General features: G+C 71.6%; 21 protein-coding genes and 1 riboswitch. Of the genes, 12 read left to right on the forward strand and 9 right to left on the reverse strand.

The genetic code is table 11. The features are described from left to right. Nucleotides 1–262: 262 nt before the first annotated feature. Entirely contained in the window at nt 263–2,962 is a 2,700-nt protein-coding gene (gene polA / locus ABGB12_RS16665; protein ID WP_347678792.1) for a DNA polymerase I, read from the reverse strand. Between the two features lie 104 nt (nt 2,963–3,066). Between polA and ABGB12_RS16670 the strand changes: the two genes are divergently transcribed. From ABGB12_RS16670 to ABGB12_RS16705, 8 genes are all read left to right on the forward strand, one after another. Then, nucleotides 3,067–3,456, forward strand: a complete 390-nt coding sequence (locus ABGB12_RS16670) for a hotdog fold thioesterase (protein WP_347679191.1) — start codon at nt 3,067–3,069, stop codon at nt 3,454–3,456. Between the two features lie 112 nt (nt 3,457–3,568). Further along, nucleotides 3,569–4,690 carry an HlyD family efflux transporter periplasmic adaptor subunit gene (locus ABGB12_RS16675; protein ID WP_347678794.1) on the forward strand — a complete coding sequence of 374 codons (1,122 nt, stop codon included), beginning with the start codon at nt 3,569–3,571 and terminating at the stop codon, nt 4,688–4,690. After that, nucleotides 4,687–5,433: an ABC transporter ATP-binding protein gene (locus ABGB12_RS16680; RefSeq protein WP_347678796.1), complete on the forward strand. Its 747-nt coding sequence runs from the start codon at nt 4,687–4,689 to the stop codon at nt 5,431–5,433. Before ABGB12_RS16675 ends, ABGB12_RS16680 begins: the two co-directional genes overlap by 4 nt. After that, nucleotides 5,430–6,698, forward strand: coding sequence for an ABC transporter permease (locus tag ABGB12_RS16685; RefSeq protein ID WP_347678798.1), 1,269 nt, complete (start codon nt 5,430–5,432; stop codon nt 6,696–6,698). Before ABGB12_RS16680 ends, ABGB12_RS16685 begins: the two co-directional genes overlap by 4 nt. A gap of 10 nt (nt 6,699–6,708) precedes the next feature. Next, a complete protein-coding gene (locus tag ABGB12_RS16690; protein ID WP_347678800.1) occupies nt 6,709–7,269 on the forward strand; it encodes a hypothetical protein in 561 nt (186 codons plus the stop codon). Between the two features lie 10 nt (nt 7,270–7,279). Beyond that, complete coding sequence (locus tag ABGB12_RS16695) at nt 7,280–7,687, forward strand: PT domain-containing protein (RefSeq protein WP_347678802.1); 408 nt, start codon at nt 7,280–7,282, stop codon at nt 7,685–7,687. Nucleotides 7,688–7,693: 6 nt separating this feature from the next. Then, nucleotides 7,694–8,662, forward strand: a complete 969-nt coding sequence (locus ABGB12_RS16700) for an efflux RND transporter periplasmic adaptor subunit (RefSeq protein WP_347678804.1) — start codon at nt 7,694–7,696, stop codon at nt 8,660–8,662. Between the two features lie 62 nt (nt 8,663–8,724). Beyond that, nucleotides 8,725–9,231, forward strand: coding sequence for a hypothetical protein (locus ABGB12_RS16705; RefSeq protein ID WP_347678806.1), 507 nt, complete (start codon nt 8,725–8,727; stop codon nt 9,229–9,231). Nucleotides 9,232–9,234: 3 nt separating this feature from the next. On the opposite strand, the gene ABGB12_RS16710 is transcribed toward ABGB12_RS16705, so the two are convergent. After that, complete coding sequence (locus tag ABGB12_RS16710; protein WP_347678808.1) at nt 9,235–10,041, reverse strand: SAM-dependent methyltransferase; 807 nt, start codon at nt 10,039–10,041, stop codon at nt 9,235–9,237. A 193-nt stretch (nt 10,042–10,234) separates the two neighbouring features. On the opposite strand from ABGB12_RS16710, the gene ABGB12_RS16715 reads away from it, so the two are divergent. Next, a complete protein-coding gene (locus ABGB12_RS16715; protein WP_347678810.1) occupies nt 10,235–11,878 on the forward strand; it encodes a CocE/NonD family hydrolase in 1,644 nt (547 codons plus the stop codon). Between the two features lie 7 nt (nt 11,879–11,885). On the opposite strand, the gene ABGB12_RS16720 is transcribed toward ABGB12_RS16715, so the two are convergent. Continuing rightward, nucleotides 11,886–12,218 carry a PLD nuclease N-terminal domain-containing protein gene (locus tag ABGB12_RS16720; protein ID WP_347678812.1) on the reverse strand — a complete coding sequence of 111 codons (333 nt, stop codon included), beginning with the start codon at nt 12,216–12,218 and terminating at the stop codon, nt 11,886–11,888. A gap of 88 nt (nt 12,219–12,306) precedes the next feature. Between ABGB12_RS16720 and ABGB12_RS16725 the strand changes: the two genes are divergently transcribed. Then, complete coding sequence (locus ABGB12_RS16725) at nt 12,307–13,026, forward strand: integrase (RefSeq protein ID WP_347678814.1); 720 nt, start codon at nt 12,307–12,309, stop codon at nt 13,024–13,026. Between the two features lie 7 nt (nt 13,027–13,033). Here ABGB12_RS16725 and ABGB12_RS16730 read toward each other — a convergent pair whose 3' ends face one another. After that, nucleotides 13,034–13,780 (reverse strand): GNAT family N-acetyltransferase, encoded by a 747-nt coding sequence (locus ABGB12_RS16730; RefSeq protein ID WP_347678816.1) that lies wholly within the window; start codon nt 13,778–13,780, stop codon nt 13,034–13,036. 57 nt (nt 13,781–13,837) lie between these two features. Here ABGB12_RS16730 and ABGB12_RS16735 point away from each other — a divergent pair, with 57 nt between their 5' ends. Then, nucleotides 13,838–14,050, forward strand: coding sequence for a DUF2277 domain-containing protein (locus ABGB12_RS16735; protein ID WP_347678818.1), 213 nt, complete (start codon nt 13,838–13,840; stop codon nt 14,048–14,050). A gap of 143 nt (nt 14,051–14,193) precedes the next feature. Further along, complete coding sequence (locus ABGB12_RS16740; RefSeq protein ID WP_347678820.1) at nt 14,194–14,811, forward strand: hypothetical protein; 618 nt, start codon at nt 14,194–14,196, stop codon at nt 14,809–14,811. On the opposite strand, the gene ABGB12_RS16745 is transcribed toward ABGB12_RS16740, so the two are convergent. From ABGB12_RS16745 to ABGB12_RS16765, 5 genes are all read right to left on the reverse strand, one after another. Further along, nucleotides 14,763–15,875 (reverse strand): hypothetical protein, encoded by a 1,113-nt coding sequence (locus ABGB12_RS16745; RefSeq protein WP_347678822.1) that lies wholly within the window; start codon nt 15,873–15,875, stop codon nt 14,763–14,765. The two genes, ABGB12_RS16740 and ABGB12_RS16745, sit on opposite strands and share 49 nt — an antisense overlap. Before the next feature lie 82 nt (nt 15,876–15,957). Beyond that, nucleotides 15,958–16,641 (reverse strand): adenosylcobinamide amidohydrolase, encoded by a 684-nt coding sequence (locus ABGB12_RS16750; protein WP_347678824.1) that lies wholly within the window; start codon nt 16,639–16,641, stop codon nt 15,958–15,960. Then, nucleotides 16,638–17,399 (reverse strand): ABC transporter ATP-binding protein, encoded by a 762-nt coding sequence (locus ABGB12_RS16755; protein ID WP_347678826.1) that lies wholly within the window; start codon nt 17,397–17,399, stop codon nt 16,638–16,640. Before ABGB12_RS16755 ends, ABGB12_RS16750 begins: the two co-directional genes overlap by 4 nt. Further along, on the reverse strand, nt 17,396–18,442 hold the full coding sequence (locus ABGB12_RS16760; protein WP_347678828.1) for an iron ABC transporter permease: 1,047 nt from the start codon (nt 18,440–18,442) through the stop codon (nt 17,396–17,398). The genes ABGB12_RS16755 and ABGB12_RS16760 overlap by 4 nt, the downstream gene beginning before the upstream one ends. A gap of 5 nt (nt 18,443–18,447) precedes the next feature. Further along, the gene (locus tag ABGB12_RS16765) at nt 18,448–19,356 is read right to left on the reverse strand and encodes an ABC transporter substrate-binding protein (RefSeq protein WP_347678830.1); all 909 of its coding nucleotides are present in this window, start codon (nt 19,354–19,356) and stop codon (nt 18,448–18,450) included. A gap of 78 nt (nt 19,357–19,434) precedes the next feature. Then, nucleotides 19,435–19,562: riboswitch (cobalamin riboswitch) on the reverse strand.

Below are 19,562 nucleotides of genomic sequence, written 5' to 3' on the forward strand. Positions count from 1 at the left end.
CGGACAAGGGCCTGGAAGCGCCTTTGGGGCCGCACACCTCTTCCCCGAAGGTGCGCGTTATCTACTCAGCGCTTCCAGACCCCGATACGGCCACGTTAGCGACCCGCGACCGCCTCGCGCAAAGCCAGGGGAACAGCCGAGACCCGATCGGCGGGAACCCTTGGTACTTCACGCTGAATCAAGATCTTTCCATGAGGGGGAGACCTGAAACAGCGGGTCGACGAATCGGCTCCGATGTGCTCGCACTCGCCCGCGCAGCGGGTCAGTGGGCCGCGTCGTACCAGGTGCGGCCGGTTCCCATGGCGACGGCCAGGGGGGCGCGGAGCCGGTAGGCGCCGTCCATCTCGGTGCGGACCAGCTCCTTGAGGACCTCGAGCTCCTCCGAGCAGACCTCGAAGATCAGCTCGTCGTGCACCTGGAGCAGCATGCGGGACTTCAGGCCGGCCTCGCGGAGGGCGGAGTCGATCCTGATCATGGCGACCTTGATGATGTCGGCCGCCGACCCCTGGATGGGGGCGTTGAGCGCCATGCGCTCGGCCATCTCGCGGCGCTGCCGGTTGTCGGAGTTGAGGTCCGGCAGGTAGCGGCGGCGGCCCAGGATGGTGGAGGTGTAGCCGTCGCCGCGGGCCTCGGCCACCACCGAGGCCAGGTAGTCGCGCACCCCGCCGAACACCTCGAAGTAGCCCTCCTTCAGGGCGCGGGCCTCGGCCGGGGTGATGCGCAGCTGCTGGGACAGGCCGTACTCCGACAGGCCGTAGGCCAGGCCGTAGTTCATCGCCTTGATCTTGCTGCGCAGCTCGTGCGTGATCTGCTCGGGCTCCAGGCCGAAGACCTTGGCCGCGGTGATCGTGTGGAAGTCCGCGCCGGACACGAACGCCTCGATCAGCGCCTCGTCGCCGGACAGGTGCGCCATGATCCGCAGCTCGATCTGGCTGTAGTCGGCGGTGAGGAGGCAGTCGTAGCCCTCCCCGACGGTGAACGCGGCACGGATCTGGCGGCCCTCCTCGGTGCGGGCCGGGATGTTCTGCACGTTCGGGTCGGTGGACGACAGCCGCCCGGTGGCCGCGACTGTCTGGTTGAAGGTGGTGTGGATCCGGCCGGTCTCGTCGGCCAGCGGGATCAGCGAGTCCACCATCGACTTGAGCTTGGCGACCTCCCGCCAGCGCAGGATGCGCTCCAGCACCGGGTGGGCGCTCTTCTCCAGCAGGCCGGTGAGCGCCTCGGAGTCGGTGGTGTAGCCGGTCTTGGTGCGCTTGGTCTTGGGCAGGCCCAGCTCGTCGAAGAGCACCTGCTGCACCTGCTTGGGCGAGCCCAGGTTGAACTCGTGGCCGACGGCGTCGAAGGCGCCCTGCTCGACCTCCTTGGCCTGGCCGCCCAGGGACGCCGAAAGGCCCGCCAGGTGGTCGTGGTCGATGGCGATGCCGGCCCGCTCCATCCGGGACAGGATGTCGATCAGCGGCAGCTCCAGCTCGTGCAGCAGCCGGTCGGCGCCGCGCCGCTCCAGCTCGGCGTCGAGCTCCGCGGCAAGGTCCACCACGGCCCGGGCGCGGACCGCCAGGTCCTGGGCGGCGGTGTCCTCGTCGGCGCCGTCCAGGGTGAGCTGGCCGGTCTGCTCGGCCTCCTCGCGCAGCTCCTTGTGCAGGAAGCGCAGCACCTGCTCGCCCAGCTCGTAGGAGCGCTGGTCGGGCGCGACCAGATAGCAGGCCAGGGCGGTGTCGCTGGTGAGCCCGGCCAGGGTCAGGCCCCGCGCGGCCAGCGCCAGCGTCGGGCCCTTGGCGTCGTGCATCGCCTTGGGGGCCGAGGGGTCGGCCAGCCAGCCGGTGAAGGCCCGCTCGTCCTCGGGCGACAGCAGCGCCGGGTCGAAGTGCACGGCGGCGCCTGCGGGGGAGGCCAGCGCCACCGCCGTCAGCTCGCCGGTGCCCCGGCCCCAGCGTCCGGAGACCGCGACGCCGGTGCGGCCCTCGCGGCCGTGGGCGTCCAGCCAGGCGGAGAGCCCGCCCTCGGTGATCCGGGTCAGCTCGACGGTGAAGCCCTCACCGGACTCGGCGGCTTCGTCCCCGGCGTGCTCGGAGAGCGTGTTGAACAGGCGCTCGCGCAGCTCGCCCCGGAACTCCAGGGTGTCGAGCAGGGACTGGATCTCCTGCCGGTCCCACTCGCCGATGTTCAGCGCGGCCGGGTCGGCCTCCAGCGGCACGTCGCAGTCCAGCTTGTTGATCTGCTGGTTGCGCAGCACCTGGCCGAGGTGCTCGCGCAGGTTGTCCCCGGCCTTGCCCTTGATCTTGTCGACCTGGGCGACGAGGTTGTCCAGGCCGTCGTGGGCCAGCAGCCATTTGGCGGCGGTCTTGGGGCCCACCCCCGGGACCCCGGGCAGGTTGTCGCTGGTCTCGCCCACCAGCGCCGCCAGTTCGCGGTAGCGCGCGGGCGGCACCCCGTACTTGGCGGTGACGGCCTCGGGGTCCATCCTGGCCAGCACCGAGACGCCCTTGACCGGGTAGAGCACGGTGACGTTCTCGTCGACGAGCTGGAAGGCGTCGCGGTCCCCGGTGACGATCAGGGTGCGCATGTCCTGCGCCGAGGCCCGCGTGGCCAGGGTGGCGATGAGGTCGTCGGCCTCGAACCCCGACACCGACAGGTGCGTGATCTTCAACGCGTCGAGCATCTCGCAGATCAACTGGACCTGGCTGCGGAACTCGTCGGGCGTCTTGACCCGCCCCGCCTTGTACTCGCTGTAGGCGGTGTGCCGGAAGGTGGGCTCGGACCTGTCGAAGCAGACGGCCACATGGCTGGGCTTCTCGTCCCGCAGCACGTTCACCAGCATCGAGGTGAAGCCGAACACGGCGTTGGTGTGCTGCCCCGTGGTGGTGGAGAAGTTCTCCACCGGCAGGGCATAGAACGCCCGGTAGGCCAGCGAGTGCCCGTCGAGCAGAAGCAGGGTCTGAGGGGTCGGTTCCGAAGTAGCCACCCTCAGAGCCTAGTCTCGAGCCCGGACAGTTTCCGGCGTGTGGCCGGACCGATTGCCAGGAGTTGGGTGGCGTGGAGAGCGAACAGAAGGCGGCCTTGGAGCAGATGGCGGCGGGGGACCCCATGGGGGATCTCGGGTCGACCATGGGGATCGAGTTCCTGGAGGCCGCGCCCGAGCGGGTCGTGGGGCGGATGCCGGTGAAGGGCAACACCCAGCCGTACGGGCTGCTGCACGGAGGGGCCTCCTGCGTGCTGGCCGAGACCCTCGGATCCGTCGGGTCGGCGCTGCACGCGGGGGAGGGGCGGATCGCCGTCGGCGTGGAGATCAACGCCACCCACCACCGGTCGGCGACCGAGGGCTTCGTGACCGGAGTGGCCACCCGCGTCCACGGAGGGCGCACGCTGGCGACCTACGAGATCGTCATCTCCGACGACCAGGACCGTCGGGTCTGCACCGCCCGGCTGACCTGCATGCTGCGCGACGCCCCGCAGTAACAGGGAACGTGCCAAAAGGGGCCCGGCGGACCTCCGCCGGGCCCCTTAATCTCATCCGGCTCTCAGACTCGCATCACCCTCTCCCCAGACGCCCGGTCCAGCCTCAGGGCTCATGAAATCCCTCCTCGAACGCCGGGCCGTCGTGGTCAACGGCACGCTGGGCGTGTTGCTGGTCGGAGGCATCGGCGTCGCCTACTCCTCCCTTGGGGCCGACGGGGGCGAACCCGCCTCCTCCTCCCGGACCGTCACCGTCTCCAAGGGGAACCTCACGGAGTCCGTCTCGGCCTCCGGCTCGGTGGAGAGCGCCAAGACCAGTTCGCTGGGCTTCAGCGGCTCCGGCACCGTGAAGAAGATCTACGTCGAGGTCGGGGACAAGGTCGAGAAGGGGGCCGAACTGGCGGTCCTCGACCGGACCGAGGCACTGGAGAATCTGAACGCCGCGAAGGCGAAGCTGGCGGTGGCCGAAGAGGGGGACACCGGCACCACGCAGGGCTATGCCAGTTACGTGCAGGCGCAGAATGCCGTCAAGAGCGCACAGCGGGCACTGGACGGGACCGTCATCCACGCGCCCTTCGCCGGCACGATCACCGCGGTCAACGGGACGGTGGGCGGCTCGGCCTCCGGCTCCTCGGGCGGGGGCAACGGCGCGAACACGTCGTCCTCCAGCTCCTCCAGCGGGTTCATCGAGATCGCCAACCCCTCCAAGATGAAGATCGAGGGGACCTTCACCGAGGCCGACACCACCAAGCTGGAGGTCGGCCAGAGCGCCACGATCAGCTTCAGCGCGCTCAGCGGGGTCACCGCCGCCGGCAAGGTCACGCAGATCGACACCCAGCCGACCACGACCAACAACGTGGTCTCCTTCGGCGTGACCATCACGCTGACCACCAAGCCCGCCAAGGTGAGGATCGGCCAGACCGCGACGGCCACCGTGACGGTCTCAGAGGCCTCCGACGTCCTCTACGTGCCGGCGGCGGCGGTCAGCACCGCGGGCGGGCAGAGCACCGTGACCGTCCTGGAGAACGGCAAGCCGGTCGTCAAGACCGTCACCACCGGGGTCACCGGCACCACCGGGATCGAGATCAAGTCCGGGCTCGAGGAGGGCGACCAGGTCCAGCTGACCACCTCGACCTCCACCTTCGGCACCGGCGGGAACATGCCCGGCGGAGGACTGGGCGGCGGGCTCGGCGGTGGCGGCGGCAACATGGGCGGCCCCCCCGGAGGCGGCCGATGACCCCGAGCGCGCCCGCCGTCCTGGACATCCGCGGCGTCACGAAGATCTACGGCCAGGGAGAGACGACCGTCCACGCCCTGCGCGGCATCACCCTGAGGGTCGAGCGCGGGGACTACGTGGCGATCATGGGCCGGTCCGGTTCCGGCAAGTCGACCCTGATGAACATCCTCGGCTGCCTGGACGTGCCCACCGCCGGCCGCTACCTGCTCGACGGCACCGACGTGGGCTCCCTCCAGGAGCATCAACTGTCGATCCTGCGCAACCGCAAGATCGGTTTCATCTTCCAGTCCTTCAACCTCATCCCCAGGATGAGCGCCCTGGCCAACGTCGAGCTCCCGCTGGCCTACGGCGGGGTCAAGCCCGCCGAGCGGCGCAGGCGCGCGACGGCGGCGCTGGAGCTGGTCGGCCTGGGGGACCGGGTCGGCCACGAGCCGAACGAGCTGTCCGGCGGCCAGCAGCAGCGGGTCGCGGTGGCCCGCGCGCTGGCCACCTCCCCGTCCCTGCTGCTGGCGGACGAGCCCACCGGGAACCTCGACACCAAGTCGACCGGTGACGTGCTCGACATGCTGGACAGGGTGTCGGTCTCGGGCCGCACGATCGCCCTGATCACACACGAGGACGAGGTCGCGGCGCGGGCCAAGCGGGTGCTCAAGCTGGTCGACGGCGACATCATCGAGGACCGCAGGCAGGCGCCGGCCGACGGACCCCCGCCGAGGCTCCTGCAGGCCGGGGGAGTCCAGTGAGGCTCTACGAGGTCTTCCGCTTCGCCCTGCGAGGGCTGAGTGCCAACAAGCTGCGCAGTTCGCTGACCACCCTGGGCATCCTCATCGGCGTCGCCGCGGTGATCCTGCTCGTCGCGGTCGGCAACGGATCGTCCGTGCAGATCGCCAGCAGCATCTCCTCGCTGGGCGCGGGCACGCTCACCGTCTCCTCGTCCACCAGCGGACGGGGCGGCGGCGGAGGAGGCATGGGAGGCGGCGGCATGGGAGGGCAGTCCACCCAGAGCGGACCGCGCACCCAGGCCAAGCAGCTGACCCTCGAGGACGCCCGGGCGCTGGTCGACCCGGAGAACGCGCCGAACGTCGAGAGCTCCTCTCCGGTGGTGAACGCCAACTCGGTGACCACCACCTACGAGGGCACCAGCCACAGCATCAGCCAGTTCGTCGGCACCTACCCCGGCTACCTGAAGGCCACGAGCAAGAGCCTGAGCTCCGGGAGCCTGTTCACCCAGCAGGACGTCGACGCCGCGAACAAGGTCGTGCTCCTCGGCCGGACCGTCGCCGAGGAGCTCTTCGGCCGGGTCAGCCCGCTGGACAAGAAGATCAACGTCGACGGCGTGTTCTTCACGGTCGTGGGAGTGCTGGCCGAGGCGGGCTCGTCGTCGAGCAGCTTCCAGGACGCCGACGACGTCGCGATCGCGCCGATCACGGCGGTCCAGGGCACGCTCACCAGCTACGGCTCGCTCAGCCAGATCGTGGTCCAGGCCAAGAGCGCCGACACGGTCGACGCCGCGCAGTCGGAGATCACCTCGATCCTGAACCAGAGGCACGGGATCACCGGCTCGACGACGGACTTCACCGTCTACAACCAGGCGACGGTCCAGTCGGCGGTCGCCGACTCCAACCGTACCTTCACGGTGCTGCTGGGCGCGGTCGCCGCGATCAGCCTCCTGGTCGGCGGCATCGGGGTCACCAACATCATGCTCGTCACGGTGACCGAGCGGACCCGCGAGATCGGCATCCGCAAGGCGATCGGCGCGCCCAAGAGCGCGATCCTCGGCCAGTTCATCATCGAGGCGACGATCCTGTCGCTCCTCGGCGGGGTGCTCGGGGTCGTCGTCGGCGTGGCGGGAAGCCGGTTCGAGATCGTCGGCGTGGAGCCGGTGATCGTGCCGTCCTCGGTCTTCCTGGCCCTGGGCGTGTCGGTGGTCATCGGCCTGTTCTTCGGCAGCTATCCCGCGAACCGGGCGGCCGACCTGCGGCCCATCGAAGCCCTGCGACACGAGTGAGAGACACCGTATGAACGCGATCAAGAAGGCGCGGCACCGGAGCGACGACCCGGAGGAGACCGTGCTCGACGAGAGCCCTTTCCAGGGCGACCTGAACACCGAGCTGAAGGCCGCGCCCAAGCGGAGGAGGCCGGGCCCGACGACCGTCCTCGTCGCGGGCGTCATCGCGGTCGCCGGCTTCATCGGCGGGATCCAGGCGCACAAGACCTGGGGCGCGGAGGAGTCTGGCGGAGCCCCGACGGCGGCGGGCGGCGGCCAGAACGGCCAGCGCTCCCAGAGCGGCCAGGGGCCGGGCGGCTCGTTCGGCGGCATGACCTCCGGGACGGTCGCCGAGGTCAAGGACGGGGTCATCTACGTGAAGACCTCCGACGGGAAGACGGTGCAGGTCAAGACCAGCGGAGACACCAAGATCACATTGAGCGAGGAGGGCTCGGCGAAGGACCTGAAGTCCGGTGCGAGCGTCGTGGTCCAGGGCGAGACGGCGGATGACGGCACGGTCACCGCCTCCACCGTGACCGAAGGCGGCGGTATGGGCGGCTTCGGCGGCATGAGACCCCAGAGCGGAAATTGAGGAGGCCCCCATGAACAAGATCATTCGGCTGACCGGCGGCATCGCGCTGGCGGGAGCCCTGCTGTTCACCTCCGCGTGCGGTGGAGGCGATGGCACTTCCGGCGACAGCGGCAACAGCACCGACATGTCCGCCTTCCAGGACTGCCTGAAGGAGCAGGGCGTGACGATGCCCGAGGGCAACGGGGGCGGCCGGCCTCCCGGCATGCCCACGGGCCGCCCGTCGGGCATGCCCACCGACCGCCCGTCCGGGAACCCGACGGACAAGCCCTCCGGCAACCCGACGGACCGGCCGTCCGGCCGTCCTTCGGGCGGGCCCAGCATGTCCACGGAGATGCAGGCGGCCATGAAGACCTGCGCCTCGCTGCGGCCCGAGGCTCCGCAGGGCGGCCCGGGCGGCCAGCCGCAGGACGGCGGCTGAGGGGCGATGAAGCTCAAGAGGAAGAAGGCCGCCGTCGCGGGCGGAGTGCTGAGCCTGGTGCTCACCGGGGCGGGCTTGGCGGCCTGCTCCGGCGGGGACGGGGCGGGCTCCGCCCCGGCGGCTGCCGCCCCGTCCGCCTCCGCCACGGCCGTCCAGGTGTCGACCGGTGATAGCGTCTCGGCTTCGGGGACGGTGCAGAGCGCGCGGGTGCGCGAACTCGCGTTCGCCACCGGCGGCGTGATCACCAAGCTGAACGTCAAGGCGGGGGACAAGGTCGTCAAGGGCGACCTGCTGGGCGCGGTCGACTCCACCGCCGCCCGGGAGAACCTCTCCGCGGCCTACACCGCCTACGTCGCGGCGCAGGACGACTACGAGGACGTCAAGTCCGGCAAGGACGTGACGGCTCCGGAGGACGAGGACTCGAAGACCTCGGACGCGAACAGCGGCCAGGGGCAGGGCACGCAGGGCTCGGGCAACGGTTCGCAGGGCCGGACGGAAGCCGCCCAGACGACGGCCGAGGCCTATGCCGCCCTGGTGGAGGCCAAGAACACCTACACCAAGGCGCAGCGGGAGGTGGCCGGGACGAAGGTCTACGCCCCCTTCGCCGGGACGATCACCGCCTTGTCCGGCACCGTGGACGCCGAGGTCCAGTCCGGCACCACCGTGTTCACCCTGACGGACGGCGCCCACCTGCGGATCAGCGCCGAGTTCAGCGAGGCCGACACCCCCAGGCTGAAGAAGGGCCAGAAGGCGACGGTCGTCTTCGACTCGCTGGGCGAGAAGGTCAACGGAAAGATCATCTCGGTCTCTCCGACCCCGGTCTCCTCCTCGGACACGGCCGCGGCCGGTCCGGGCGGGGGTTTCCAGGCCTCCTCCACCAGCGTGGTGCGCTACCAGGTGCTGGTCTCCCTGAACCGGACCCCCGCCAAGACGAGGGTCGGGGCGCCGGTCACCGTCGAGGTGAAGACCGGCTGATCTCATCGTCCTCTCATCCGCCGATCAGAATTTCCCCAGACGGCGGCCGGATCCTGCCTCCCATGCCCGACCCGATGAGTCCGCAGGAACTACTGGACGAGCCCCCCTTCGAGGAGTCCCTCGAGGAGGCGCTCGCCGCCCACCCGCCCCGGGCGAGACTCCCCATGGTCACGTTGTGCCTGGGCGCGGGTGTGGTGGCGGTCGCGGGATTCATCGGCGGCGTCCACGCCGACAAGGCATGGGGCGGCGGTGACGACGACGTGCCGTCCATCGCCCAGGACCAGGGACGGCGCGGCTTCCCCGGACAGGGAGTCCGGCCGGGACGGCAGGACCAGGGCGGTCCCGGCCAAGGCGGCTTCCCGGGAGGCGGCGGCCTCACCTCGGGCACTGTCGGCAAGGTCTCCGGCGACACAGTCGAGGTGAAGACCGCCGACGGTCGGACCGTCAAGGTGACGGTCGGTGACCAGACCAGGGTGACGGTCTCCAAGGAGGGCGCCGTCGAGGACCTGAAGCCCGGTGCCGCGGTGACCGTCCGGGGCGACCAGATCACCGTGACGGCAGCGCGTTAGGCGTCAGGCGTCCTTGCGTCCGAGGACGGCGGCCATCTGGTTGTGCAGGGGGTGCTCCAGTTCCCCGGCGGGCCCGTCCGGCCGCCAGGCGGTGCAGTCGGCCACTCCGGGCTCCAGGACGGTCAGGCCGTCCATGAAGGAGAGGATCTGCTCGGCGCTGCGGAAGTGCGAGCCGCCCAGGCCCGCCTGCAGGATCTTCCTGGCCTCGGCGACCCGGGGGTCGTCCCCGGAGTCGTGCAGGTGGGTGAGCATGATGTGGCTGCCGGGGGCGAGGAACTCGTGCAGGCGCATGACGGTGCCGCGCGGGTCGTTCTCGTCGGGCACGTGGTGGATGATCGCGGCGAGGATGAGCCCGACCGGCCGGTCGAGGTCGATGAGGCGGGTGAGGCGCGGGTCGGTGAAGATCTTCTCCGGTTCGTACAGGTCGCCCTGGATGAATGTGGCGATCCCGTCCTCGGTGAGCAGCGCCCGCCCGTGCGCCAGCACTATGGGGTCGTTGTCGACGTAGACGACCTTCGCCTCGGGGTCCGTCTCCGTGGCGTACTGGTGCACGTTGCTGGCGGTGGGGAGCCCGGAGCCGATGTCGACGAATTGGGTGACGCCCCGGCCGGCCAGGTGGCGCACCGCCCTTTCGATGGCGACCCGGTTGCCCTGCGCCACGACGGGGGCCTCGGGCACGAACTGCATGACCAGATCGGCGACCTCGCGGTCGGAGGCGAAGTTGTCCTTGCCGCCGAGGAAGTAGTCGTACACCCGCGCGAAACTCGGGGTGTGGATGTCGATGCCGGGGGGAGCGTGCTCGTCGGCCACGGTTGCTCCTAGCTGATGCTGACGCAGAGGGGGAAAGGGCCTGTGCGGGTTCACCTTATGCAGTGACTATCTTTCTGGCCATCGACTTCACCAGAAACCTCACAACCACCGTTTAATAGGTCATTATCTTTCGGACGAATGGCGCAATTAGGTACATCTAGCGTCCGGGGCGGTTCTACGGGAAGGTGGGCGCATGCCAGCGGTCAGCAGGATCACCGAACGCCTCCTCGGGCTGCCGCCCGCCCTCACCCGGGACGTGGAGGTCCGCCGCGGCCTCACGGTGCCCATGTCCGACGGCGTGGAACTCGCGGCCGACCTGTACCTGCCGCGCAGGGTGCCGGGAGCGCCCACCGTCCTGGTCCGCAGCCCCTACGGACGGCGAGGTTGGGTCGCCCTCCTCGCCGGGAGGACGTTCGCCGAACGCGGCTACCAGGTCCTGGTCCAGGCGGTGCGCGGCACCGAGGACTCCGGCGGCGAGTTCGACCCGTTCGGCGACGAGCGCCGCGACGGCCTGGACACCCTCGCCTGGCTGGAGAAGGAGCCCTGGTTCAACGGCCGGGTCGTGACCTTCGGCCCGAGCTACCTGGGTTACGCGCAGTGGGCGCTCGCCCCCGACGCCGGAGACCGGATCTCGGCCATGGCCCCGTTCGTCACCGCCTCCCAGTTCCGGGACCAGACCTACCTCGGGGGCGCCTTCACCCTGCGCGGCTGCCTGTCGTGGTCGACGATGATGGCCCGGCAGCGTTCGGGCGGCCTGCGCGCCCGGTCGCAGGGCCTCTTCGGTGGCAGGCGGCTGGAGCGCGCGTTCGGCCTGCTCCCGCTGAACGAGGCCGACACCGCGGTCCTCGGCGAGGCCGTCCCCTGGTTCCGGGAATGGCTGGAGCACTCCGAGCCCGACGACCCTTACTGGGTGCCCGAACGCGACCACCGCGCCCGCGTCGCGGAGATCACCGCGCCGGTGAGCATGGTCGGCGGCTGGCACGACCTGTTCCTCGCCTCCCAGCTGGAGGACTACCGCGCGCTGCGCGACGCCGGACGCGACCCGCGGCTGACCGTCGGGCCGTGGAGCCACATGTCCCCCGGCCTGTTCGGCGCGGCGGTCCGGGACGCGCTGGAATGGTTCGCCGTATGTCTGCGAGGGGAGCCCCGCCGGGAGGCGTCCGTCCGCCTGTACGTCCAGGGCGCGGAGGAGTGGAGGGACTACGCGGACTGGCCGCCGCCGGCGGCGCCCACCGCCTTCCACCTGCACCGGGGCGGGGTCCTGGCCGTGGACGAGCCGGAGGAGAGCCCGCCTTCGGCCTTCACCTACGATCCGGCCGACCCCACTCCCGGGGCGGGCGGTCCGCTGCTCGGCCCCGGCGCCGGCCCCAGGGACCAGCGCGAGATCGAGGAGCGGTCCGACGTCCTGCTGTTCACCAGCGCCCCGCTCGCCGAGGACCTCGAGGTCATCGGCCCCGTCTCGGCACGCGTGTACCTGCGTTCGGACAGCGGCCACACCGACCTGCTGGTCCGGCTCTGCGACGTCGACGCCAGGGGCCGCTCGGTGAACGTCTGCGACGGGCTGCGCAGGCTCGTCCCGGACCCGGCCTCCGCGGCGGGCGGTGCTCGCGAGGCCGTCGAGGTCGCCGTCGAGATGTGGCCCACCGCCTACCGGTTCCGGGCCGGGCACCGGATACGGGTCCAGGTGGCGAGCGGCTCGCATCCGAGGTTCGCGCGCAACACCGGCGGCGGCGAGCCGCTGGGCTCGGCCACCCGGCTGGTCGTCCAGCACCAGGAGGTCCTGCACGACCCGGAGCATCCGTCGGCGGTCCTGCTGCCCCTGGCCGCGCGCGCCTAGCGGGGGCTCACTCCTGCTCGTCCGTCCGGTCCTGCTGCTCGCGCGCCTTGCGCCGCTGCTCCTCGACCCGCTCGCGCAGGCCGCGCAGGAACTCCTCGTCGTCGTCGGGCGGCACCGGCGCCGCCCGCTTCTCCCTCCCGTCCGGGCGGACGACGATCCGCGGACGGCCCGCGATGAGCCAGGCGATCGAGCCGAGGTCCGGCAGCACCAGCACGATGATCAGCCAGAGCGTTTTCGGGAGGTTCCGGCAGTCCCGGGCGTCGGTGGTCACCACGTCGAAGATGCAGTAGATCCACAGAGCCAGCAGAAGCAGGCTGAAGCCTCCGAAGAGAATTGGCACGGTCGGGCCCTTCCACAGAATCTGAGAGGAAAACGGTAGTCGAACTCCGGCACCGGAAACAGCGTCTCTCCCAGGAGGAGGGACACGCATGCGGGTGAGCTGGGCGACGGAGGCGGTCCCGGGACGGGACTGGCCGAACGAGGATTTCGTGGCGGCGGCCGAGGGGGCCGTGGTGGTGCTCGACGGCTGCAGCCTGCCGCCGGGCACGGATCTGGGCTGCCGGCACGGCACCGCCTGGTACGCGCGCACCCTCGGCCTGGAACTGCTCGCCCGGCTGCTGGAGGAGCCGCCGGGCAGGCCGGAGGAGCGAGGCGAGAGGCTGCGCCCGCTGCTGGCACGGTCGATCGACGCGGTGGCGGCCCGGCACGTCCGCACCTGCGACCTGGGGCATCCGGCCACCCCGGCCGCGACCGTGGTGGCGCTGCGGGAGCACCGCGGCGCGGTGGAGCATCTGGTGCTGGCGGACTCGACCCTGCTGCTGGACTCCGGCGACAGCCTGGAGGTCGTGTCGACGGCGCGGGCGCAGACGTACGCCGCGGCGTACCCCGGGGCCGCCGCGCGGGCCGTCACCGGGGCCCGTCCGGCCGGCGCCCTGCGCCGGGCCGCGCTGCTCACCGACGGCGCGACCAGGCTCGCCGACCGGTTCCGGCTCCTGGGCTGGCAGGACCTCATGGGGGTGCTCGGCGGTGAGGGGCCCGGCGAACTCCTCCGCCGCACCCGTGAGAGCGAGCTCGCCGACCCGCATTGTCAACGCTGGCCCCGCCACAAGCGCCATGACGACGCCACCGCCGCCCTGTGCGTCTTCTGACCCGTCCTCAGGAGCCGGGGGGCGGCGGGAAGCCCGTGACGTACAACTGGTCCTCGCGGACGAAGCGGAAGCCGAGCTTGGCGGCGACCCGGCGGCTGGCCTGGTTGTCGGGGGAGGTCGACCAGGACGGCCGCCGCCCCCGGCGCAGGACGCACGCGACGACCCTGGCCGCACAGGCGGCGGACAGTCCGCGCCCCCGGTGGCCGTCCTCGGTGACCACGCCGATGTCCTCGTACCGCTCGCCGAGGTAGAAGGGGAGCGCCACCGAGACCAGCCGCCCGCCGGCGAAGGCCCCCACGGCCAGCCCCGAGGCGGCTGCGCCCTCGTGCCCGCCCCAGGTCTCGGTGATCCACTGCAGTTCCGGCGAGAGCGCCTCCAGCGCGGCCGTGTCGCGGGGCTCCAGGACGCGCAGACCGGCGGCCACCCCCGGCACGGGGCGCGGCTCCGCGGCCAGTTCGTAGATGACACGCGGCCAGCGGTACAGATCGCCCGAACGCTCGGCCAGCAGCGGCGCGAAGTCCTCATCGGTACGGTAGAAGCCTTGCGGCAGCTTCTCGCAGTCGAGCCCCGACGGGTCGCCGCTCAGGTCGTAGTTGTCGCCTCCGGCCTCGGCCAGGACAGTTCCGGGATCGGCCGGGTCGTCCACCAGGATCCGTCCGAGGCCCGTCCGCAGCACGTGCGGGCCGATCAGCGGTCCGGGCACCTCCGGATGGAACCAGCCGCGGACCTTGTCGTTCTCCGAAAGCTCGATCACGGTCAAACCGTAGACGGAAGCATCACGCGGCACGCCGGAATAACCGATGATGGAGAGATGTGCAGGAGCATCAGGACGCTGCGGCCGCCTTACGCCGAAGAAGTCACCGAACAGGACGTGCGGGCGGCGGCCCTGCAGTATGTGAGGAAGGTCTCCGGATTCCGCAGCCCGGCCGCGCACAACGCCGAGGCCTTCGATGCGGCGGTCGAAGAGGTGGCGCGGGCCACCGAGAAACTGCTGGCAGGCCTGCGGGTGCGCGGCCGGGACTGACCCGCGCGGGACGGTGTCCGGACGCCCGGGGAAGCTTTCTTCGTTTCTCAGGGCGTTCCAGAAAGTCTTGTGCGGAAATGGTGCACGACCCCACGATGGTGAACATGGGTCATGTGTCGGCCGGTGGTCTCGGTTCCTCGAAGATGTCGACAGAGGAAGGGTTCCGTAAGGAACTGTCGGGTCGGGCGGTGTGGAAGCTGCTGGTCAAAGGACTGCAGTTGTATCTCCCGGGCTACACCGTGACCCCCGGCGAGGTCAGGGTCTCCGCCCGTCCCGCGCCGTTCCCGGTGCCGGTGTTCGTCGACGGCGCGGGCTTCGGCCTCCAGGTGCGCAAGGAGCGGGCCCGGCGGGAACCCGAACGGGAGATCTTCGTCCGGGGCGAGGGCGGCGGAGTCATCGGCATCGCCATCGCCGGGCCGGTCGGCGCGGTGGGCAGCCGGGTCGTGGACGCGGGCTCGCTCGTCCGCTACGCCCGCAAACTGATCTACGACACCCTCTACGACCCCGAGGACGCCGACTCGGCGGGCCCCGCCGTACGGGCGGCCAGGGCTTTGCAGGACGTGGTCTTCCTCGACGCCGAGAGCGGTTTCGGGCTGGGCGTCGAACTCGACCCCGCGACCCGCGGGCCGGTGGCTCGGCTTCTGGTCAGGCTCGACGGGAACGGCGGAGCCGGCCGTTCGGGCGGGGGAGGCGGGACGGTCGGCGTCCAGGCCTACCCGGCGGCGGGCCTGCCCGCCCAGGCCGTCAGGTCCCAGAACTGATGCACCGGCAGCTCCCGTAGCCGGGCCGCGGTCTGCGCGGGGTCGGCCAGGAGGCCGTGCCGGTCGAACTCCAGGCTCTGGGCGTGGGTGAGCACCGCGCACACCAGGGCGTCGGAGGTGCGGCCGACCACCAGGGGGCCGATCCGCGCCACCGCGCCCGCCGATTCGTACAGGGCGCGCAGCATCGCCTTCACCGACGCCTCGTCGCTGGGCAGCCTGCGGCGCAGCGACGGCGAGCCCACGTCCATGGTCAGCGAGATGAGCAGCGCGGTGTAGCCGCCGCCCAGCTCCTCCAGGACGCGCCCGGTCAGGTAGTAGCGGGTGAGCCGGTCCTCCACGGTCTTGAACTGCACGCTCAGGCCGCTGCCCTCCACGCACCGCTCGTAGACGTCGGCGAGGACATCGCGCAGCGCGGGGTCGGAGCACATGAGCGAACCGCCCACCGTGGTGATCGGCTCGGTGCCCGGCTCCAGGGTGGCGGTGATCGCGCGGTCGAGTTCACCGGAGGTGTGGTGCAGCAGGTCGGCGACGACCCCCTCGACCTCCTCCAGGGCCAGGGACAGGTCGCGCTGCAGGCCGAGCATCTGGGCCCGGTTGTGCTCCAGGTCGGCGATCCGGGTGAGCGCGGCCTCCACCCTGGTGTCGGGCGGGGCCTGGCCCGCGATCGCCGGGACCGCGACGGGGAAGGACGTGTTCTCCATGTCGGCGAGCCTGCCGCGCAGCTCGGCCAGGGCGTCGCGCTGCTTCTCCAGCTCGTGCAGCCGGATGGCCTGGGCGCGGATGTACTCCTCGGTGCGGTGCAGCAGGGCGGCGAGCTCGTCGATGCGCCCGCCGTGCTGGTTCACCCGCAGGTCCAGTCCGGGCAGGAGCCGCTGCCTGACCTCGCCGAGCTCCTCCGACAACTGCTTTCCGGTGCTCTCCAGGGTCTGGTTCTGCCGCCTGACCAGCGAGTGCAGCTCCTTCACCCGGTTGAGGAACGCCTCGGTCTGGTACTTGGCCTGCCGCCCGGCGTACAGCTCCAGGGCCCCGACCGCCACGCAGAGCAGAACCAGGGCGATGGTCATGGCGCTCCTCGGCCTCTGGGGGGATTCCCTGGGGGATCCTCTTGATCCTCTCGGCCCGACTCTAACCCAATTCCCGGAGATTTCACGGGGAAGAAGGTCCCCCCGCCAGCCGTCGGGTGTAGTCGTGCGAGCCCTCCAGAACCGCGGCGTGGACGGCCCGCGCGATCCGCGATCCCCACACCGATCGGGGTCCGGCGAACGGTTCGGGCCTTCCATGCGGGGCGGCGGCGACGCAGACGGCGTCGCTCGCGGTGCCCGAGCAGTCGTACCCGGCCTCCAGCAGCGCCTGGGTCTTGGCCTCGGTCGCGGTCAGCACCGCGTTGACCAGCGCGGCGTCGTCGAGTGCCACGGGCACGGACACGACGATGTTGATGGTGCCCGGCCTGAACTGCTCCGGCACGGTCGGGGCGAGGACGGGGTCGGGTCTGCCCTCGGGGGACGCCGCCCAGGTCGGCACCCGCAGCCCGACGGTCGCCGTGGCCGAGACGCCCCCGTCGCGGCCCTGCCGGAAGGCGCGGATCTCGGCGGCGGTCAGCAGGCCGACGCCCGGCCCGTCCAGGCCGAACCGCGCGGCCAGCTCCCGGAGGTGGACCAGGGGGTCCATGCGCGAGTAGTCCCCGGGCACCTGGGCGTTGAGCACCCAGCCGGCCGGGCCGATCCCGCCGCCGAGCAGCCCCGAGGAGATCATCCTGCGGGGGCCCGGCCGCCACACCAGCGCGGGGAGTTCGGCGTCCTCTTCGGCGCGCCACACCGTCTCGATCCTCATGGCCGCTCCAGGGAGAGTACGGGCCGTCCGTCCGGCCCGGCGGTCACGTTCACCTTGGCACCGAAGTGGGCGCCGACCAGTTCCGCGGTGAGCACCTCGGCGGGCGGGCCGGAGGCGGCGATCCGGCCGCCGGAGACGAGCACCAGGGTGTCGGCGTACTGGCCGGCCGTGCCCAGGTCGTGCAGGGTGGTGACCACGGTCAGGCCCTCGGTGACGCGCAGTTCGTCCAGCAGTTCCAGGACCTGCTGCTGGTGGCCCAGGTCCAGCGCGGTGGTCGGCTCGTCCAGCAGCAGGATCGGCGCCTCCTGGGCCAGGGCGCGGGCCAGCACCACCCGCTGGCGCTCCCCGCCCGACATCCGGTCGAGCCGCCGCCCGGCGAACCGCTCCAGGTCCAGCCGGAGCAGCGCCCGCTCGGCGACCTCCCGGTCCCGGGCGCGTTCCCGGCCCAGGTAGGGGATGTAGGGGGAGCGGCCCAGCAGCACGTAGTCGAAGACGGTCAGGTCCTCGGGCAGCACCGGGTTCTGCGGGGCGTAGGCGACGGTGCGCGCCCGTTCCCGTCCGCGCAGCCCCTCCCGTCCGTTCAGCCGGATGCGCCCGGTGTGCGGCAGTAGTCCGGCGATCGCCTGGAGCAGGGTCGACTTGCCGGCCCCGTTCGGCCCGATCACCGCGGTCCAGGAGCCCTCCCCGGCGGTCAGCCCGACCTCCCGCAGCACGGGGCAGCGGTCCCGCGCCACCCCGAGCCCCTCCACGACGATCATGATGCCCCGCCCCGGGTGGAGCGCAGCACCGCCAGGAAGAACGGGGTGCCGACGAACGCGGTGACCACGCCGAGCGGCAGTTCGCCCGGGGACAGCAGCGTCCGGGCCAGCAGGTCGGCCAGGACCAGGAAGGCGCCCCCGGCCAGCAGCGACAGCGGCAGCAGGACCCGGTAGGACCCGCCCGCCAGCCGCCGGACCGCGTGCGGCACCACGATGCCCACGAACCCGATGAGCCCGCTGACCGCCACGGCCGAGGCGGTGGCCAGCGACGCCGCGGCCAGCACAGCCAGCCGGATCCGGGCGGCGTTCACGCCAAGGGAGGCGGCCTCGTCGTCGCCGACGGCCAGCACGTCCAGCAGGCGGCCGTGCACCAGCAGCACGCCCGTCGAGACCGCCGCGTAGGGCAGGACCATCCAGAGGGTGTCCCAGGACGCCCCGGACAGCCCGCCCAGGATCCAGGAGTAGATCCGCTGCAGCTCGTCGACCCCGGCCTGCTGGACGAAGGTCTGCGCCGCGGACAGGAACGAGGAGACCGCGACCCCGGCCAGGATCAGGGTCCCGGTGCCGGGCCCGGCCGCCCGTCCCATCGCGTAGGCGAGGGCCACGCCCGCCAGCGCCCCGGTGAACGCCGCCAGCGGCACCCCGACGGCGGCGGGCACCGGCAGGTGGACGATCACCAGGGTGGCGCCGAGCCCCGCCCCCGCCGAGGCGCCCAGCAGGTACGGGTCGGCCAGCGGGTTGCGCAGGACCCCCTGGTAGCCGGCGCCCGCGACCGCCAGCAGCCCGCCCACCAGCGCGCCCAGCAGCACACGCGGCAGCCTCAGCTCGAACAGCAGCGCGTGTTCCATGGGGGACAGGCCGGTGTCCAGGCCGAGGACGGCGCGCAGCACCTCGCCTGGCGGCAGGGGGACGGCGCCCGCCAGGAGCCCCGCCGCCATGGCGCCCAGCAGCAGCGCCGCCGCGACGCCCAGGGGGAGCGGCCGGAGCCGCGTCCGCGCCTCACGCGCGGACGGCGGCGTGACCGGCCGGGGGCGGAGCCGCATGACGGTCAGGCCGCCCGCTTGACGGCTTCGGAGATGTCCTCGACCAGGTCGGGCAGGCGCGGGCCCCAGCGGGAGGAGATGTCGTCGTCCAGGGTGAAGACGTGCCCGTCCTTCACCGCGGTCAGACCGGCCCAGCCGGGCCGCTTCACGACGGTCTCCGGCGAGTCGCCGGTGCCCTTGGGGTGGGACAGGAAGATGAACTTCGGGTCGTCCTTGACCAGCGACTCGGCGGACAGCTGCGGATAACCGCTGCCCTGCTTGTCGGCCTTGTCAGCGATGTTCTGCAGCCCGAAGAGGGAGTAGACCTGGCCGACGAACGTCTTGGACGTCACCGTGTACATGCTCTGGTCGAGCTCGTGGTAGTAGGTGAGGCCCGAGCCGTTCGGCGCTGCCTTCACCGCGGCGTCGATTCGCTTCTTCATGTCCGAGACGAGGTCCGCGGCCTCCTTCTCGTGCCCGGTCACCGTGCCCAGGTCGGCGATCTGGTCGTAGGAGTCGTCGAGCTTCTCGGCCGCGGGCTCGTGCAGGACCGGGATCTTCAGCTTCTCCAGGGCCGCCAGGATGCCGCCCTGGTCGGTGGCGATGACCACGAGGTCGGGCTTGTACCCGGCGATGGCCTCGGCGTTCGGCTGGAAACCCGACAGCTCCGTGCGCGGAGCCTCCTTCGGGTAGGTGGAGTAGTCGTCGGCCGCGACGACCTGGCCGCCCGCCCCGATCGCGAACAGCATCTCGGTGCCGGTGGGGGAGAGCGAGACGATGCGCTTCGCGGCGGAGGGGAGGGTCACCTCGCCGTTGGCCGCCTCGACGGTCAGGGAACCGGTGGCCGGACGGTCCTCGCCGTCCGCGCCTTCGGAGCCTCCGCAGCCCGCGGCGAGCGGTACGAGGAGCAGGAGCGCGCCGATGATGCGCCGCATCTTCACAACCTTCCGTAAGGGGGGACCCCGGAGGGAGGTGAGCTTGCCCGGAAGGGACGGCTCACCCTTCCTCGAGGGCCGGTTCGTCGCGCGCACGGAAGGCGTCCTGGCTCGGGCCTCGGGGGCCACCACAGTTGCGGGACAGCGCCGGAATCTCACCGGACTTCGCTCCCATGTGCGGCTGAACCGTATCAGCCTGCGGAAAG

This window comes from Actinocorallia sp. B10E7 (assembly GCF_039871655.1).
Classification (GTDB): Bacteria; Actinomycetota; Actinomycetes; order Streptosporangiales; family Streptosporangiaceae; genus Actinocorallia.

Bases quoted from the DNA above. Each gene is read 5' to 3' on its own strand.
- ABGB12_RS16750 (WP_347678824.1), bottom strand. From the start codon at position 16,641: ATGAGGATCGAGACGGTGTGGCGCGCCGAAGAGGACGCCGAACTCCCC.
- ABGB12_RS16670 (WP_347679191.1), top strand. From the start codon at position 3,067: ATGGCGGCGGGGGACCCCATGGGGGATCTCGGGTCGACCATGGGGATC.
- ABGB12_RS16740 (WP_347678820.1), top strand. From the start codon at position 14,194: ATGTCGACAGAGGAAGGGTTCCGTAAGGAACTGTCGGGTCGGGCGGTG.
- ABGB12_RS16695 (WP_347678802.1), top strand. From the start codon at position 7,280: ATGAACAAGATCATTCGGCTGACCGGCGGCATCGCGCTGGCGGGAGCC.
- ABGB12_RS16755 (WP_347678826.1), bottom strand. From the start codon at position 17,399: ATGATCGTCGTGGAGGGGCTCGGGGTGGCGCGGGACCGCTGCCCCGTG.
- ABGB12_RS16725 (WP_347678814.1), top strand. From the start codon at position 12,307: ATGCGGGTGAGCTGGGCGACGGAGGCGGTCCCGGGACGGGACTGGCCG.
- ABGB12_RS16715 (WP_347678810.1), top strand. From the start codon at position 10,235: ATGCCAGCGGTCAGCAGGATCACCGAACGCCTCCTCGGGCTGCCGCCC.
- ABGB12_RS16700 (WP_347678804.1), top strand. From the start codon at position 7,694: ATGAAGCTCAAGAGGAAGAAGGCCGCCGTCGCGGGCGGAGTGCTGAGC.
- ABGB12_RS16760 (WP_347678828.1), bottom strand. From the start codon at position 18,442: ATGCGGCTCCGCCCCCGGCCGGTCACGCCGCCGTCCGCGCGTGAGGCG.
- ABGB12_RS16690 (WP_347678800.1), top strand. From the start codon at position 6,709: ATGAACGCGATCAAGAAGGCGCGGCACCGGAGCGACGACCCGGAGGAG.
- ABGB12_RS16745 (WP_347678822.1), bottom strand. From the start codon at position 15,875: ATGACCATCGCCCTGGTTCTGCTCTGCGTGGCGGTCGGGGCCCTGGAG.
- ABGB12_RS16765 (WP_347678830.1), bottom strand. From the start codon at position 19,356: ATGCGGCGCATCATCGGCGCGCTCCTGCTCCTCGTACCGCTCGCCGCG.
- ABGB12_RS16680 (WP_347678796.1), top strand. From the start codon at position 4,687: ATGACCCCGAGCGCGCCCGCCGTCCTGGACATCCGCGGCGTCACGAAG.
- ABGB12_RS16735 (WP_347678818.1), top strand. From the start codon at position 13,838: ATGTGCAGGAGCATCAGGACGCTGCGGCCGCCTTACGCCGAAGAAGTC.
- ABGB12_RS16705 (WP_347678806.1), top strand. From the start codon at position 8,725: ATGCCCGACCCGATGAGTCCGCAGGAACTACTGGACGAGCCCCCCTTC.
- ABGB12_RS16675 (WP_347678794.1), top strand. From the start codon at position 3,569: ATGAAATCCCTCCTCGAACGCCGGGCCGTCGTGGTCAACGGCACGCTG.